This window comes from Streptomyces sp. TAA204, from assembly GCF_000424965.1.
In genome coordinates, this window is record NZ_AUKW01000001.1 from 661,307 (window position 1) to 677,680 (window position 16,374).

Annotated in this window: 12 protein-coding genes and 1 rRNA gene; 5 read left to right on the plus strand and 8 right to left on the minus strand. The window is 67.1% G+C overall.

Annotated features, from left to right (window positions below; genetic code table 11):
- Nucleotides 1–362 precede the first annotated feature (362 nt).
- From H343_RS35185 to H343_RS0102945, 6 genes are all read right to left on the minus strand, one after another.
- Complete coding sequence (locus H343_RS35185; protein ID WP_158679501.1) at nt 363–728, minus strand: DUF6086 family protein; 366 nt, start codon at nt 726–728, stop codon at nt 363–365.
- Nucleotides 729–841: 113 nt separating this feature from the next.
- Nucleotides 842–1,279 (minus strand): hypothetical protein, encoded by a 438-nt coding sequence (locus tag H343_RS0102925; RefSeq protein WP_158679502.1) that lies wholly within the window; start codon nt 1,277–1,279, stop codon nt 842–844.
- A 210-nt stretch (nt 1,280–1,489) separates the two neighbouring features.
- Nucleotides 1,490–2,251 carry a hypothetical protein gene (locus H343_RS35190; RefSeq protein ID WP_158679503.1) on the minus strand — a complete coding sequence of 254 codons (762 nt, stop codon included), beginning with the start codon at nt 2,249–2,251 and terminating at the stop codon, nt 1,490–1,492.
- Entirely contained in the window at nt 2,241–6,902 is a 4,662-nt protein-coding gene (locus H343_RS28525) for an RHS repeat domain-containing protein (protein ID WP_051264482.1), read from the minus strand. Before H343_RS28525 ends, H343_RS35190 begins: the two co-directional genes overlap by 11 nt.
- On the minus strand, nt 6,902–7,558 hold the full coding sequence (locus H343_RS0102940) for a hypothetical protein (protein WP_028429922.1): 657 nt from the start codon (nt 7,556–7,558) through the stop codon (nt 6,902–6,904). The genes H343_RS28525 and H343_RS0102940 overlap by 1 nt, the downstream gene beginning before the upstream one ends.
- Before the next feature lie 178 nt (nt 7,559–7,736).
- Nucleotides 7,737–8,030: a YiaA/YiaB family inner membrane protein gene (locus tag H343_RS0102945; protein ID WP_028429923.1), complete on the minus strand. Its 294-nt coding sequence runs from the start codon at nt 8,028–8,030 to the stop codon at nt 7,737–7,739.
- 258 nt (nt 8,031–8,288) lie between these two features.
- Between H343_RS0102945 and H343_RS0102950 the strand changes: the two genes are divergently transcribed.
- From H343_RS0102950 to H343_RS28530, 5 genes are all read left to right on the plus strand, one after another.
- Nucleotides 8,289–9,143 (plus strand): DUF8175 domain-containg protein, encoded by an 855-nt coding sequence (locus tag H343_RS0102950; RefSeq protein WP_028429924.1) that lies wholly within the window; start codon nt 8,289–8,291, stop codon nt 9,141–9,143.
- On the plus strand, nt 9,133–10,464 hold the full coding sequence (locus tag H343_RS0102955) for a hypothetical protein (protein ID WP_106958756.1): 1,332 nt from the start codon (nt 9,133–9,135) through the stop codon (nt 10,462–10,464). The genes H343_RS0102950 and H343_RS0102955 overlap by 11 nt, the downstream gene beginning before the upstream one ends.
- 41 nt (nt 10,465–10,505) lie before the next feature.
- The gene (locus H343_RS0102960) at nt 10,506–12,026 is read left to right on the plus strand and encodes an SCO6880 family protein (protein ID WP_051264516.1); all 1,521 of its coding nucleotides are present in this window, start codon (nt 10,506–10,508) and stop codon (nt 12,024–12,026) included.
- Nucleotides 12,027–12,208: 182 nt separating this feature from the next.
- Complete coding sequence (locus H343_RS0102970) at nt 12,209–13,630, plus strand: ATP-binding protein (RefSeq protein ID WP_028429927.1); 1,422 nt, start codon at nt 12,209–12,211, stop codon at nt 13,628–13,630.
- 2 nt (nt 13,631–13,632) lie between these two features.
- Nucleotides 13,633–15,168 (plus strand): hypothetical protein, encoded by a 1,536-nt coding sequence (locus H343_RS28530; RefSeq protein WP_486586755.1) that lies wholly within the window; start codon nt 13,633–13,635, stop codon nt 15,166–15,168.
- On the opposite strand, the gene H343_RS28535 is transcribed toward H343_RS28530, so the two are convergent.
- Together H343_RS28535 and rrf are read right to left on the minus strand one after the other, a co-directional pair.
- On the minus strand, nt 15,153–15,824 hold the full coding sequence (locus tag H343_RS28535) for a GNAT family N-acetyltransferase (RefSeq protein WP_078504942.1): 672 nt from the start codon (nt 15,822–15,824) through the stop codon (nt 15,153–15,155). The genes H343_RS28530 and H343_RS28535 overlap by 16 nt on opposite strands.
- A gap of 234 nt (nt 15,825–16,058) precedes the next feature.
- Nucleotides 16,059–16,175, minus strand: a 5S ribosomal RNA gene (gene rrf, locus H343_RS0102985).
- Nucleotides 16,176–16,374: the final 199 nt, after the last annotated feature.

Here is a 16,374-nt window from a genome sequence, read left to right on the forward strand (position 1 = left end):
AGGGCAATAACCCTTCCCTTACATAGATTCTTACTGCATTTTCATGCCGGGTATTCGGCTTGCCCTCCAGGAACATCGTCACAAACTCGCCGTCTGGCTTCGTGATGAGAAGATCTTTTTCCTTTCGGTAGAAGAAGTAGTCCTCACCTCCACCTCTTTGTGGATTCCAGGGGCCTTGACGAACCTCGTCAGGACTACTTTGCACTTGACTTATCCGCTCACGGAACCAGGTTCGTGAGGACGCGTCGCCGGGTTCCAGGCCGTAATCCTCCGCGTGTACCCCACTTCTTTCCGAACTGCTTCTCATTGCGCCTTTTCCAACCTGGCTGGTTACGGAAACTCTGGCCGAAACGCTGCCAGGATCACCCGAAGGGCATGCTCCGCGAAAGGTGCTGAACACGAGCGTTCCAAGGCTGCCTGATATCGGCATCCATTTCTTCGACCTGAATTCGAGCTCTTGCCAGAAGGACGAGACTTGCCCCCAGAACACCCTCGACGAGAATCCGCAGAACTTCATTGTTTGTTTCCATGTGCTCACGGAGTAGGACTGACACGAAACCAGCGAACAGCTCACCGTCGATCACGATCTCGTCCTCCTCGATCTCTCCGATGCCACATCGACAACCGAGAACCTTTCCCACTGCCGTGGCCTCAGCAAGGAACAGACTCGCTACTTGGTTCGAGGGGTTCCATACCCAAACTTCTCCGAGTCGGAAGAAGCAGCTCATTCAACCCACCTTGGCCGTAGTGCCGACCATGATCGGTCCCGCTTCGCTGTTGCGCCGCTCGGCGTCTGACAGCGCCGTTTCCGGAACCTCACCGTGAGACTTCTTCGGGCACCTCACGTCGCTCTCATCAGGCTCGCCGTAAAGCCGAGAAGATCGTACTCTGCGAAGTCTTCAACCGACAGGTCAACGGAACCGCACTGAAGGCTCGCCCCACACATATAGCGCGGGCCCGGGGCATGCATGTAGAGGAGGTCCGCGTCTCGAAAAGCATCCTCCGTACGGCACAGGATGGCACTGTCGTCAGCGTTGTAACTGATCATGGTGTAGGAATGGCGCCCCAGGGCGGTTTCGGCCAGGCGACTCAGAGCAGGTCCCTCGTCGTCTTCCAGGGACACGAAGATATGCGGTGTCTTCGTCCAGTCGATTCTGCTCGGCAGCCAGGGCAATGCTTCCAGGTGTTCCCAGAATGACCGCGAGTATCGCCGGTCCAGCAGGTAGTTCTCATTACACGCCATCCACTCTCTGATGTGAGCATCCTCCGTGTATGACACTACTCAGCCCCCTCTGCATTGTGAAACATTTCCGCGCTGCACCGGTACCGTCGAACAGCTGCAGGGCCGCGAACTCACCAATTGGCTTCGCAGTGCGAAAGTCTTTACCTCTTTCGGTGAAGGAAATAGTCCCCAAACCCAAGCCTCTCAGCGGGACCCAGGACCTTGACAATCCTCGTCGGGGACCCTGCACGCACCTGGCACATCAACTCAGAGATAAGCAAGTCCGCCGCCACCGTCAAGGAAGTTGGCGATCTGCTGCATGCCCGAATCACCGTCCAGTACGGAGGAATTCTGGCCCAGTTTTTCTGCCACTGCATCGTATGAACTGTTATGACAGAACAGTACGTGGCCGGCGGCCGGGTGCCTATTGAGGGGCACCAACGGCATGAAACCCATCTCGATGGCCGCCGACACGTAAAGCGTCACCAACTTCCTTCGCAGAGCCTCAAGGTCGGGGGAATTTTCGAAGTCGAAGGCCAGCGAGAAGTGACCTTCAAGTAGCTGTGCAGCCCCTGCCCATCCGTCCGAACGGCCGCCTGATACCTGGATACCCAGGGCGTATCCTGAGTTCCTGTGCAGTAGCGGCTCGATCTCTGGATAGTGATCGGCATTGAGGTGCGAGTAACACCGATAGGTTGACTCAACGAACGGCATACTTGGGAATTTCTTGATCCCCGCACGCCTTCCGATCCTTGTGAGATACGCATGAGTATTTTGCCCTGATGCTGGTTGCTCATCTGCCGAAATCCTGGTCGCCCACGTGAAGAGCTGACATCCACCAAAGGAGGCGACCGTTTCCTGAAGGCACAGCAATTCGTTGACGGGGTCACACATGACCCAGAATGCGGAAACTTCAGAAAGAAGACTTCCCTCAAGTACTGAGAGCGACCATTCGCCTCTTGGACGATCCCATGTGGATTGGCCGAGGATCATTCTTCCCGATGTGCCTTGTGCGGGGCTACTCTGCACCTCTGGGCCTTCCTTGCAGTCCGTATCCAGAATCCATGCTCCCATAGTAGACGTGTTCACCCTTGGGCCCATGATAATGAGGAAGTGCCCATTGGTCCGCGTCTCTGAAGTAGTGGCCATTGGCATGGTGATGGATTTCGACGATGTTCCCTCTGGAGTCGATGGCGGAGATGGTTTCCCAGGATTCCCCGTTGGGACCTGTCAGGTTTGGGTTCTTGCCCCATTGTGGCGTTCTCTCGATGAGAGAGGGATCAGCTACACCGTGTCGCTGTAGTGCCTGGGCCAGAGCTTCCTCCTGAGTGGAATGGACGACATCTCCACGTGCAGCATTGAGCGGGACGTGGTTCTCTTTTCCGCCTATGGGGCACGGACCGAGCCCCAGTGGGTCCGCCCAGGTGTGCGGATTATGGACGTACGTGGCGGGGTTGGGCGCCGGAGCGAGGCCGAGGGGGTCGGGGCTGGTGTAGCGGGCCGTGGTGGGGTCGTAGTAGCGGTGGAAGTTGTAGTGGAGGCCGGTCTCCGGGTCGTAGTACTGGCCGGGGAAGCGCAGAGGCGTGTACGTGGTCGCGTCGGTGTTCCAGGTGGTGGTGCCCCACAGGGTGCTGCGGGTGTGCCAGGCGATGTCGCCGCTCTCGTCGAGGAGTTCGGTGGGCGTGCCGACGAGATCGGTGACGATGGCGAAGAAGCGGGAGTCGATCTCGGCCTTGGTGGTGGCATCGGTGATGCGCTCGACCTGAGCGAGGGGCTGGAGGCCGTCGTGGTCCCAGGTGAGGGTGACTGGATCGGGCAAGTCCGGTGCGGTGGTGGTCTGTTCGATGAGGGTGGAGCCGTCCCAGGTGAAGTCGACGCGTTCCACGACGGTTTCGCCGTCCCCGTCAAGGCGCTGCTTGGCGGTGCGGCGACCGAGAGGGTCGTAGAGGTAGCGCCAGACCGTCCCGTCGGGGGTGGTGACGGAGGTGAGACGGTCCTCGGCGTCCCAGGTGTAGCGCCAGGTCTCAGGCTTCTTCGACAGGCGGGTCTTTCGGCGGCAGGTGACACGTCCGGCGGCGTCGTACTGGTAGCGCACGGCGCCGGCCGTGAGCAAGCTGGTGCCGTTGTAGATGCGGCGGCCGCGTGCGTCCGTACGGGCGTGCTGGGTGGGCCAGTTCGCCGCCGTCTGGTTGCCCGCCTCGTCGTAGGCGTAGGACTCGGACCAGTCCTGTGCGCGGACACCGGTGACACGGCCTGCCGGGTCCAGGTCGAAGACCCTCGGCCCGTTCAACTGGTCCTCGACACCCATCAGATGGCCGTCGGGACGGTAGGTGTAGGCACGCTGCTGCACGGTCGCGGAGGAGGGTCCGGTGACGGTCTGGGCGGTCAGGCGGCCTGCCGGGTCCCACAGGTGGGCCAACTCCACGCCCTCGCCGATACGCCGGTGGGTCTCGCGGCCGGCCGCGTCGTGGGAGAAGTCCAGCGTGTGGCCGGAGGCGGTCAGCGTGGTGCGGTTGCCCGCCGCGTCGTAGGCGAAGGCGGAGACCGCACCGGTGGGAGTCACCCGGCGGTTGCGGCGGCCCAGGGCGTCGTAGGTGTGGGTGAGCGCGCCCGCGCCCGTCAGTTCGGTCTTGATGCGACCGAGCCTGTCCCGCTGCAGCAGCACCTCCGAGTCCGGGCCCTGCGCGTGCGTGAGCCGTCCCGCGGGGTCGTAGGTGTAGGCGGTGGCCACCCCGTCGGCGTCCTTGCGGATGATCTGCCCCAGCAGATCCCGCTCGAAGGAGACGGTCTGCCCCAACGGGTTGGTGCGCGAGCGCAGTTGCCCTGCCGCATCCACCTCGTAGGAGACGGTACGGCCGTCGAAGTCGCACTCGGAGACCGGGCGGCCGGCCGCGTCATAGACGTAACTCCACGTCAGACCCTGCGGGTTGGTCACCTTGGTGAGTCGCAGCCCCGCGTCGTGCTCGAACTCGTAGCGGGCACCGTCCGGGTCCGTGCGAGCTGCGAGAAGATCGAAATGCGTGTACTCGTAACGCGTCACGCCTCCGCCCGCCGCCGTGTGCGCCAGGCAGTTGCCCTCACCGTCGTACGTCCACGACTCCCGCGAGCCGTCAGGACCGGTCCGCGAAGCCGGCCGGCCCTCCACGGTCCAGGACAGGCGCGTCACAGCGCCCAGCGGATTCACGATCTCCACCGGCCGCCCGAAAGCGTCACGTACGTAGCGGGTGGTCGCCCCGCCCGGCTCGGTGATCTCCACCGGCAGACCCACCGCGTCGCAGCGAACCCCGACCGTGGCGCCCAGCGCATCGGTCACGGCGGAGAGATGGCCCCGCTCGTCATACGCGTAGCGGGTGACGTTCCCCGTGGGATCGGTCTTCACCGAACGGTTGCCGCGCTCGTCGTACTCCAACTGCCAGCGCGAGCCGTCGGGTTGCGTGATGTCAGTCGGGAGGCCGAGAGCGTTCGCCTCGACCTCGCCTGCCCGCCCGTCCGGCCGGACGACGGCTTCGAGGCGGCCGGACCCGTCCCCGTACCGGTATCGCGTGGTGCGCCCCAGCGGGTCCGTCCGTGAGAGGAGCCGGTTGCGCCGGTCCCACTCGCTGCGGGTCGTGTTGCCCAACGAGTCGACTTCCGCGACGACTTGCAGACGCTCGTTGATCACGTACCGCTTGGTGTGCCCGTACGGGTCGGTGACCGAGGTGACGCGGTGGCCCGTGCTCTCGTCGCGCCCGCCGTAGTCGAAGACATGCCGCATGTAACCGTCGTCGCCGGTCTGCGACACGCAGCGGTGCTCGTCGTCGTAGACGTAGGAGAAGCCGCGGTCATTGGTGTCGGTCCAGGACGTCATGCGTCCCGATTCGTCGTAGCCGAACCGCAGGGCCAGGCCCGAGGAGTCGGTGACGGACGTGAGGTGTCCGCCGGTGTAGCCGTAGCGCTTGAGTTCCCGGTCACCGCCGTCCGCTGCGGCTCCCGCCAGGTGCAGCGCGGTGATCCGGCCGTCCTCGGTGGTGAACTTCAGCCGGTAGCCGCCGGAGTGGACGATGCCGAGCGGGACGCCGTCAGCGGAGTACTCGAACGTGATGCGGTTGCCGTTGCGGTCCGACAGCTCCTCCAGCAGCGCCGTCCCGTCACCGCCTGAGCCGTCCGGGCCGGTGAAGTGCCACTCCCGGCCGCTGACCGGGTCCTTGAGGACGTAGTCCCCGTCGACGGTGCTCTCCAGGGGCCATTCCGCGCCGGCCTTCGGCAGCGTGGGCACGCCGGGCGCGGGATGCGGATAAGCCAGCAGGAGACTGGCCTCGCCGTGGAAGACGACACCTTGTGCATCGATCTCCAGGCGCTGGTCGACCGTACTGGCCCACGTGGGACCGAACCAACGACCGGCGCGGTAGGAGGAGTCGAAGTTGCGACGCAGCAGGAGCGGCAGTGTCCCAGGCAGCGAGACATCCGTCTGCGGCAGCAGGACGCGGCCCGTGGCGATGTCGACCGGGTCGGCGTCGCACTTCGTGCAGTCCGGGTCGCGGCTCTTGTCGTGCTCGTTGTGGTTGGCGTCCTGGCGCCCGGGGTTCTTGGGCTCGTCCTCCGGCATTCGCCGCGCAGTGCCCACGCCTTTGCGCAGCATTCCCGCGCCCTTGCCGCCGATCAATTCGGGACCGATGCGTCCCAGGATCTCCGAGGGATTCTTCCTGAACTCCTCCCACAGCACCTTGCCGGTGCCCACGGGATCGTTGACTGTCTGGATCGCACCCGTCGCGACGCTGTTGAGGTTCATCGCGTACTCGCTCGGGTTCCTGATGACATGCGGGTCGAGCGGGTTCAGCCCCCGCGCGAAGTTCACCAACCCGGCGGCGCCCCGGATCACTCCACTGCCGGCCGCCTCGGAGTTGAGCATGAACCCCTGGACCGCGTGCGCCAGTTGCATCTCGTACTGAGGCTTCGGAGGAGCCGCGTCCCGCGCCGAATCCACCCGCGACTTAGCGGTCCTGGCGGCCTCGTCGCGCTGCCGCCGCGCCTCCTGAAGGATGCTTTGCGCCTCACGCATTCCCGCCGCACCCGGGTCGGTCTCCCCCGGCTTGTCCGGCAGATCGCCCTTGTCGGTGCCGTCCTCGACGGCGGTGTTGTAATCCTCGACCTTCCCCTTGTACGTCTCGGAGGCGGACTGCGCCTTGTTGAACTTCTCCAGCGCCTCCTTCGCCTGGCCCTGCGCCCACGAGACGGTGTCGGAGAAATCGTCCAGCGCCTTCGCGGCCGTCTCGCACGCGTCGGCGGCCCTGACCCACCGCCCAGGCTCCACCGAGACCTTCTCGCGGAAGGCGTCCGCCGCCTTGCCGCGCAGGTGCTCCGAATCGAGCCCCTTCAGTCCGCGCGCGACCTTCTCGAACGCCTTCTGGAAATCACGAAGACGGCGGGCGTTCGCACGCAGCGTGCCGACACTGCCGTGAATGAGCTTCTTGTGGTCGTCCGTCTCGCCGAGCTGCGCCTCGGCGACCTTCGCGCCGAGGGTGGTGGCCGCACCGTCGCCCGCGTCCCTGACCCACTTCCCGGCACCCTTGGGGATTCCGACGGAGTCCATGCCGTCGGCCACGGCGTCTGTGGACTTGTCGATGCCGGTACCGACGAGTTCGGCGCCCCGCTCGACCTTGTCCTCGATCCAGTCCGGTGTCGCGTCCCCGAAGACGCCCATCAGCCCTCGCCGCCCGGCTCGCCACGGGACTGCTCGCGCTGCGCCCGCTCCTCGGGGGACGGTCCGAACGCGTCGTCCAGCTCCTTCTCCCGCGCCTCGTCCGAGACACCCGCCTGGTCGTAGAGGAACTCGGACTGTGCCCCGCCCAGTCCTTCGGTGTGCAGACTGCGGCCGGTGTCCTTCCAGTCCTGCTTCATCTCCGCGAAGTTCTCCTGGCGCTCGGCGGCGGTCTCCGGCGCGTCCAGGGTGAGGATGTCGTCGTAGCTCTGCTCGGCGACCTCGTCCTCACTCGCATAAGGATTGCCGGCGAGGGCGTTCAGCCCCACCTTCCACGTCTCCGCCTGGTACTGGTCCTGCTCGTGGACCATGCCGGCGGCCAGGCCCAGCTTGTCCGCGAGGTTGCTCGCGCTCCCTACCAGGCCGCGTACGCCCCAGTCCCAGCGTTCGCAGAAGTCCTCGAAGGAATCGGCGAGCGCGCCGTCCCCCGCCTCCAGCCCCGTCATGGACATGCTGCTGAAACCGGCCCCCTGTCTCGAGGTCACCTCGGACCCGAAGCCCCCCAGCTCCCCGAGTTCGTCCATGGTGGCCTTCAAGCCGTCGGTGACGGCCTTGGCGGACTTCCGGCTGATGTTCAGGTCGCCGAACTCACCGCTCACCGGGCAGCCTCCCCCACTGTTCCCTCCCCGCCCGGTCCACCGTCCGGGTACCGGCGAATACCGTACCCGTGTGCTACCGGCCGGTCACAAGCCGGTATCGGACGAAGGTGCCGGAGGGAGCCGGGAGGAGCGGACCACCGGGAGAGCGAGGCGCAACACCCCCGGACGCGACGCCCTGTCACATCTTCCCTGCCTCGAACGGGTCCTGCTCGGTGAGGAGTTTGTCGACGCGCGCCCGTTCGACCCGGCTGGTCATCTCCTCGACCTCCTCCCGGTCGCGTACGCACTTGGCGAGAGTGAAGGCGGAGGACACGACGAAGACCAGCCCGAGCCCGAGGAAGCTGCGCTCCCACGCGCCGACGGGAAGCTTCGCGATACCGACGAGCAGCGCCGTCAGCGACAGTCCGAAGGCGATGGCCGACTGCACGAAGAAGGCCGCTGTGGTGGGCCGTTGAACGGAAGGAGTAGTCATGGGGCCAGGGTGGCGACCCCGCGGGCGACGCACATGAGTCAAGGTACTCGGACACCCATGGGGGTTCCGACGGGTTCAGCACAGCTCACATGTGCCTCATGGGGCGCGTGTGGCAGAACTCGTACCGCATCGTAAGACGGCCCCCACCCGTTATCCACAGGCCCCCCGCACGGGCGGGGACCCAGCTACCTTCGTGTGAGGAGACAATGGCCTGACGGCAGTTGACTGAGCATGAGGTTGCGAGGGGGCACGTCCGGAATGAGCATCGGCGGCGAGGGGTACGGCGAGCGCGACCGTACGGGCGAGGAAGGTGCGTCGGGCTACGGCCGCGGCTCCACCGGCCTCACCACCCGCACACGTCTACCGGACGGTGAGAGCAGCGGCAGACAGCCGGCGCGCCCCGGACGCAGCCTCGTCACCGTGGTGGGCGTCGTGGTGCTGCTGATCGCGGCCATCGCCTTCGCCAACAGCGGCGCCGGCGGCCCGGACGACGACGAGGGCGGCGGGCGTGAGGGCGGCGGGGCACAACCGACCGCCCCGACGGGGCAGAAGCCGGTCAAGGGCAAGGACGGCGGCATCGCGTCCGGCTTCCCGCAGACGGAGCAGGGCGCGGAGAGCGCGGCGGCGAACTACGCGGTGGCGCTGGGCGGAGACGGGATGTTCAACAAGGACACCCGCCACGACATCGTTGCGGCTGTCGGTGCCCCATCAGATCTCGAGAAGCTGCAAACGGGGTTCGACTCGGACTACAACGGAAGCTTGAACAAGAAGATCGGCCTCGATGACGAGGGCAAGGCGCCTTCGGGTGCCACCTTCGTCAATCGGACGATGCCCGTGGGTACGAGCGTGAGGAACTTCGACAACGGAGCAGCCACGGTCGCCGTGTGGTGCTCAGGACTTTTCGGTGTCGCCGGGGAGGACTCGACCAAGCCCGTACAGAACAACTGGTTCACAGTCACGTTCAAGCTGAAGTGGACGGGCGGGGACTGGAAGGTTGTCGACTCGGCCCAGAAGAACGGCCCGACACCTGTCAGCAGTGACAGCCGCATCTCGGGAGCCGAGGAGATCAGCGAGGCAGTGGACGAGTACGGAGGCTTCACTTATGCGCGATAGCCGCTGCCCCCGCATACTGCAAATCGTCGGCATCACCGCGAGCCTGCCCCCGGCACTCGTTCTGTTCTCGTCCCGTGCCGCCGCTGCACCACACGCACCGGGAGACGAGGACCCGTGCGAACTCATGGCAGGCCCCGCCAAGGAGTACTGCGAGGAAGGCGAGGGCGGCGGAGGCGGCGGCTCCGCCCCGGACCCCACCAGCACCCTCGACCCACTCTCCTCCCTCGCCAAAGGCTGCGCGGAGGCCGCCTCCTGGACCGTCGACAAGCTCTCCGAGCTCGTCAACAGCACCACGAAGGTCGACTTCACCAACCCCGAGTTCCTGCGCCAGTACGCGGTCGTCTTCGCCGCCTCCACCATCCTGACGCTCACGCTGTGGCTGCTCGCCGTCGCCAAGCGAGCCATCCGCGGTGTCCCGTTCACCGAGGCCCTCACCGAAGCGGTCGGCTTCCTCTGGCTGACCGTCCTCGCCTCGGCGTTCACTCCGCTCATCCTCTACACCCTCGTCTCGGCGACGGACAGCGTGACGGACGTCGTCGCCTCGGGCACGTCGGATCAGACGGACAAGTTCTTCGGCACGTTCTCCGAGGCGCTCAAGGAGGGCAACGAGATCGGCGGCGGACCGATCATGCTCATCGTCGTCTCGCTCATCTCCGTACTCGCCGCCGGTGTCCTCTACCTCGAACTGGTCATCAGGGCCGCCCTGCTGTACGTCGGGGCGCTCCTGGGCACCGCCGTCTACGCGGGCCTCGTCGACAAGAACATGTGGGGCCACGTACGCCGCTGGGCGGGCATCATGATCGCCGTCATCCTCGTGAAGCCGGTGATCGTGATCGTCCTCGGGCTGGCCGGGGCGCTGTCCTCGTCGGACGGTCCCAACGCCTTCTCCGCCATCGTCTCCGGGCTGTCCATCATCCTGCTGGCCATCTTCGCCAGCGCGATGATCTACCGGTTCGTGCCCGGCTTCGGCGACGAGATCGTCAACCACCGCAACGCGTCGAGCGATCCGGCATCCCGCAGCGCCGCCGCGGTGGTCTCCTCGCCCGCGGCACTCGTACGGCAGGGCATCAACACCCACAGCGCACGAGGCGGCGGAGGCGGCGGCGCCGCCGCTTCCGGCAACGCCGGGGCCGGAAGCGGCGGCAAGTCCGGCGGCGACCAGGTCTCCGGCGGCATGGCCGCCCACAGCTCTCGCGGAGGCGGCGGTGACGTGCCACGCCGTCAGGCGCCGCCCGCCCCGCGCACGTTCGACCGCTCCTCCGCTTCGCGTCCCGCCCGGAGCGGCGGCACCGGCAACCGCTCCGGAGGTGACCGCGGGTGACGACTTCGGCCCCCGCCGCGCCCGCCCAGCGGCGCACGTACATGATCGGCCGGGCACGGCCCAACGCGATGATCGGCAAGAACCGGGAGACCGGCGAGATCGGCCTGATCATCGCCGGCGCCTTCCTCGGCATGATGAGCGGCCTGCTCATCCCGGTGCTCTCGTTCCGTATCCCCGCCCTCGTCGGCTTCCCGATGCTCGCGCTCGCCGCGATCTACGTGCCGTACAAGGGCCGAACTTTCTACAGGTGGTTCGAAATCAACCGTTCGTTCCGCAGAATGCTCCGCAGCGGCAACGCCGCCTACCGCGCCGGCACGGCCGAGGCCGGCACCCGGCTGGACGGCCGCGAGGTCGAGGTCGGCCCGCCCCCCGGCGTCGGCCGGATCAACTGGCTCACCGCGCCCTTCGGCCCGGACGAACTGGCGGTGCTGCTGCACGCCGACCGCCGCACCGTCACCGCCGCCATCGAGATCGAGGGCCCGGGCGTCGGCCTGCGCGACAGCGAGGACCAGGAAGCCCTCGTCGACCGCTTCGGCACCCTGCTCAAGCACGTCGCGAACGGCGACGGGTTCGTCACCCGTCTGCAGATACTGGCCCGTACGCTCCCCGCCGACCCCGACGCCCACGCCAAGGACGTCGAGCAGCGTGGCGACGAGCGCGCGGCGCCCTGGCTGCGCAACTCCTACGACCAGCTCCAGTCGATGGTCTCCACCTCCAGCGAGCAGCACCGCGCGTATCTGGTGGCCTGCATGCACTACGGGCGGGAACTCGCCGCCGAGGGCGCGACGATCGCGAAGGCCGCCCGGCGGTCGGCGGGGCGTTCAGGCCGCAGTCTGTCCAAGGACGAGGGCCTGGCGATCGTCATGGCTCGCGAGTTGACGGACATCTGCGCACGTCTGACGGAGGCCGACATACGGGTGCGCCAGCCGCTGGGGCAGGCCCGGCTGGCGTCGCTGATCCACTCGATGTACGACCCGGACCACCCCATCGACCACCTCCAGGCGATGTCGAAGCGGAACGCGTGGCCCGCCGAACTGGACGCGACGGAGGCCACCTACCTCCAGGCGAAGACACGCGAGTCCTCCACGCGCGCCCCGTGGTGCCATTCGACGGCGTGGGTGAAGGAGTGGCCGATGACTCCCGTCGGCGTCAACTTCCTCGCGCCGCTGCTCGTCCACACCCCTGACGTGATCCGTACGGTCTCGGTTGCGATGGACCTGGAGCCGACCGAACTCGCCATCGAGCGGATGCTGACGGAGAAGACCAACGACGATGCCGAAGCCAGCCGTCAGGCGAAGATGAACCGCACCATCGACCCGCGCGACGTCGCAGCGCACGGACGCGTCGACCAGCGCGGTGAGGACCTCGCGTCGGGCGCCGCCGGCGTCAACCTCGTCGGGTACATCACGGTCTCCTCGCGTTCCGCGGAAGCACTGGCGCGGGACAAGCGGACGATCCGCGCCTCGGCCGGGAAGAGTTACTTGAAGCTGGAGTGGTGCGACAGGGAGCATCACCGGGCGTTCGTCAACACGCTGCCGTTCGCGACCGGCATCCGCCGCTGAGGAGGACGCTCAAAATGATCAACGGCTACCGTTCGCGGGGCAGTTGCCGGCCGTGGCACGCACCGGCGGCCGGTGCGGGGCGCTTCACTGCCCCGGCCGTCCCGATACGGCAGGCTCCCGTCCGCGGCCACGCCCACCGCTCCGGCATCCGCACCGTCCGCGGAAGGGGCTGAAGGGTTCCCATGACTGCGCGCGACCCGATGACCGCGATCACCGACGCCTTCACCAGCTTCCTCTTCGGCAAGACGGAGACGACACGCCTGCCCGTCCGCACATCGACCGGCCAGGCCCAGGCCGTCTATCTGCCGACGGCCGCTCCCGGCCTCGGCGACTCCGGCGTCATCATCGGCCGGGAGGTCTACAGCGGCAAGGGCTACATCTACGACCCCTTCCAGCTCTACGGCCAGCAACTCCCCGCCCCGCACTGGCTGGTGCTGGGCGAGTCGGGCAACGGCAAGTCGGCGCTGGAGAAGACGTACGTGCTGCGCCAGCTGCGTTTCCGCGACCGCCAGGTCGTCGTACTCGACGCCCAGGGGGAGGACGGAGTCGGCGAATGGAACCTCATCGCCGAGGAGATGGGCATCACCCCCATCCGGCTCGACCCGACAGCCGCGCTGGATCAGGGAATCCGCCTCAACCCCCTCGACCCGTCCATCACCACCACCGGCCAGCTCGCCCTGCTCCGCACCATCATCGAGGTGGCGCTGGGGCACGGGCTGGACGAACGCTCCGGCTTCGCGCTGAAGGTGGCCCACAGCCATGTGAACGCGACCATAGCCGACCGGCAGCCGGTGCTCATGGACATCGTCGACCGTCTCCGCCACCCCAAGCCGGAGTCGGCGGAGGCGATGAATGTCGCGCTGGACGACGTACGGGCATGGGGCCTGGACGTCGCCCTCGTACTGGACCGCTTGGTCGACGGTGACCTGCGCGGCATGTTCGACGGGCCCACGACCGTCGGCATCGATCTCGACGCCCCACTGATCGTCTTCGACCTCTCCCACATCGACCGCAACTCGATCGCGATGCCGATCCTCATGGCCATCGTGGGTGTCTGGCTGGAGCACACCTGGATCAGGCCGGACCGCAGGAAACGCATCTTCCTAGTGGAGGAGGCGTGGCACATCATCAACAGCCCGTTCGTGGCCCAGCTCTTCCAGCGGCTGCTGAAGTTCGGGCGCCGCCTCGGTCTGTCCTTCGTTGCGGTGGTGCACCACCTCTCCGACGTCGTCGACGGGGCAGCGGCACGGGAGGCGGCGGCGATCCTCAAGATGGCCTCGACCCGCACCGTTTACGCGCAGAAGGCAGACGAGGCCCGCGCGACCGGCAAGGTTCTGGGTCTGCCCCGCTGGGCCGTCGAGATCATCCCCACTCTCTCACCGGGTATCGCCGTGTGGGACGTCAACGGCAACGTGCAGGTCGTCAAGCATCTGGTGACCGAGGCCGAAAGGCCCCTGGTCTTCACCGACCGCGCCATGACGGAGACATCGGCCGCACCGGACGACTTCGACGCAGCGCTGGAGGCGGACCTGGAGGCCGAAGCGGAGGCCCGCGCCCTCGCCGTCGAACAGTCCCCGACGTCCTCCAACTCGACAGTCGCCTAGCGATGCGTCACGACCACGAACGCAGCGGGCTCCCCGCACGCGGCCGGGGCCACGGCCATGAGGCACGGTATCGGCCGGCGTCCGCCCGTTCCGGCAGCTCAGGCAGCGGCGGTGTACCCGACGGACTGCTGCTGGGCGGACTGGCACTGCTGCTCGGGGTGACGGTCCTCACCTGGACGTCGACCGGTCTCGCGGGCCTCCTCAGCCACGGCGCCTGGCCGGACGGGCTGAAGTTCACCAGCACCCCCGTGGCCTTGCGCGAACTGGCCGCCGACCCCCAGGACCTCGCCGGCGCCTGGCCGGCGGTGAAGCCCTCCCACCTGTCCGGATACGGGCTCTTCTGGGGCCTGTTCATCGGCCAGCTGCTCGTCCTCGCCGTCTTCACGGTCTTCGTGCTCGGAACCGTCGTGCGCGCCCGCGCGGTACGAGCCGCGCGCCGCGCGACGTACGGCGACACGGACCATCCGGACGTACGAAAGCCGGCACCGGGCGGACCCTACGACGGCAGCTCGGGGCTCCCCGGGGAAGCTCCCGCAGACCCCGGCGCCTTGCCACCCGCAGCGCACACACCCGCGGTGAACGAACGGGCAATGGACGAAGGGACAGTTCAGCAGCCTGCGGAACCGGCCGCGTACCCGTCCGCCGGCACAGCTCACCCCGCCAGTCCGGAAGCCGCCGTCCAGAAACCCGCCGACGCGACCGGCACGCCTCACCCGGTCCCCGGTCTGCCGTCCGACTCCTCGACGACGGACACAGACCCGCGCCACCGCATCCAGCAGGCCCCGGGCGCGGTGCTGGTGACCACGAGCGATCCGGATCTCTGGGCGGCGACCAAGAGTTCGCGCGCGAAGCTCGGCCCCGTCCACCTTTTCGACCCGGGCCAGCTCTGCGACACCCCGGACCGTCTACGCTGGTCACCGCACCACGGATGCGCCGACAGATCCACCGCCGCCGCACGGGCGACGGCTCTCCTCGCCCCTCTGCGCTCCCCACGTCCCATCGACGGCGAAGTCCACGCCACAGCGGAGACCTTGCTGCGCTGCTGGCTCCACGCCGCGGCCCTCGACGACAAGCCGTTCCGCGAGGTGCACCGGTGGGCCCACGCGAAGTCCGTCCCTACCGACCCCGTGCAGACGCTGCGCACCCATCCCAAGGCATCGTCCGGGGCGGCGGGGGAGCTGGAGGCCGCTCTCACCGGCCATCCCGAACGGCGCAGAGAAGCCACAGGAATCGTCCGCAGTGCCCTTTCGCCACTCTCCCAACTCCATGTACGCAACGCGTGCACCGCGGCTCGCGCGGACCGCGTCTCGTTGGAGTCATTCATTGACGAAACGGGCACGCTCTATGTTGTGGGCGAGGACGAGGCGTTGATGCCGATCCTCAATGCGCTCACCCAGAGCGTGGTCGAGCACGGCCGCCGCGTGGCCGCACGGTCATCCGCCGGCCGTCTCGACCCACCACTCACCACTGTCCTCGAACTTCCCCTGGGCGATGAGCCGTTGTCCACTCCCCGGAGCAGACCTCAGCGGTTGAAGTGATCAGCGGCCTCCTCGCCGCCGTTCCGGCCGGCGCCGCGTGGCGCCGCCTCCGCAGAAGGCGGGCTTGGGGCACTCCCGCCGACGGCAGGGGAAGTGCCGGGCGTCGCGGCGGGGCAGACCTCGCCGGCAGGGGCACCGGCGTCCCGCCTCAGCCCTCGGACCATCTCGAACTCTCGCAGTCCCGTCCCCTTGGGGTCCATCACGAACTTCCCTGTACGGACGTATCCCAGCCGCCGGTAGAACGCCTCCGCACGGGGATTGTGCTCATGGACATGGAGCAACATGTAAGCCGCATAGGGCCGTTCGAGCGCCCATGTCTCCACCGCACGGAAGAGTGACTCCGCCAGCCCTGTCCCCCGGTGCTCGGGCAGAACGTAGACCCCCACGATCTGAGCGCTGCCGCCCTCGTCCAGCACGGTCGCGCTGCCCACCCAGTGCCCGTCGGATGCCTCGTCCTCAGCGACGAACGTCTCCGCCAGCATCCCCTGTTGGCTGCTGGCGGCTCGGCGGCGCCAGAATCCGTCGTCCTGGGCCGCCGCATCGTCGTAGGTCTCGTTGAAGGCCACCGGCGCCACAGGGTCCGCGAGGGCGGCGAGCCGCAGTTCACGAAGCTTCCGCCAGTCCTCGACCCGCACTGCCCTGATTCTGTACGCCATGCCCCGATGATGCCCCAACGTTCCTGGTCATCACGATGACTTGCGGTGGAGTCAGAAGCGGGAAGCGGGGCCGGCGCTCTGCGCCGGCCCCGCCTTGTGCACTCCCAGACTCTACGGGTGCCCGCTCGCATGCGGCTCATACATGCCCCGCTATGGCACTCATCGAGGCCCGGATATGGGAGAAGCCCTGTCGGGGTGGCCACGCCACACCCGACAGGGCTTCTCTCACGTGTTGTTCGGCGGTGTCCTACTCTCCCACACGCTCCCGCATGCAGTACCATCGGCGCTGTCAGGCTTAGCTTCCGGGTTCGGAAAGTAACCGGGCGTTTCCCCGACGCTATGACCACCGAAACTCACACCCCCCACTTCTCCTGGGCCTGCCACACGTAGTGGTGGCCCCGGCAAGGGGGGGAAGTCTCAGCAAACACACACTGTTCACATGTCACGTGGTGGTGCTGGGTGTGGGGTTGCTGTCTCAGAAACCGCACAGTGGACGCGAGCAGAAGTACCTGTGGTCAAGCCCTCGGCTTATTAGTACCAGTCAACTCCA

Excerpts from the sequence above, each read along its gene's own strand:
- H343_RS35185 (WP_158679501.1), bottom strand. The coding sequence starts at position 728 with ATGAGCTGCTTCTTCCGACTCGGAGAAGTTTGGGTATGGAACCCCTCG.
- H343_RS28525 (WP_051264482.1), bottom strand. The coding sequence starts at position 6,902 with ATGGGCGTCTTCGGGGACGCGACACCGGACTGGATCGAGGACAAGGTC.
- H343_RS0102945 (WP_028429923.1), bottom strand. The coding sequence starts at position 8,030 with ATGACTACTCCTTCCGTTCAACGGCCCACCACAGCGGCCTTCTTCGTG.
- H343_RS0102950 (WP_028429924.1), top strand. The coding sequence starts at position 8,289 with ATGAGCATCGGCGGCGAGGGGTACGGCGAGCGCGACCGTACGGGCGAG.
- H343_RS0102955 (WP_106958756.1), top strand. The coding sequence starts at position 9,133 with ATGCGCGATAGCCGCTGCCCCCGCATACTGCAAATCGTCGGCATCACC.
- H343_RS0102960 (WP_051264516.1), top strand. The coding sequence starts at position 10,506 with ATGATCGGCCGGGCACGGCCCAACGCGATGATCGGCAAGAACCGGGAG.
- H343_RS0102970 (WP_028429927.1), top strand. The coding sequence starts at position 12,209 with ATGACTGCGCGCGACCCGATGACCGCGATCACCGACGCCTTCACCAGC.
- H343_RS28530 (WP_486586755.1), top strand. The coding sequence starts at position 13,633 with ATGCGTCACGACCACGAACGCAGCGGGCTCCCCGCACGCGGCCGGGGC.
- H343_RS28535 (WP_078504942.1), bottom strand. The coding sequence starts at position 15,824 with ATGGCGTACAGAATCAGGGCAGTGCGGGTCGAGGACTGGCGGAAGCTT.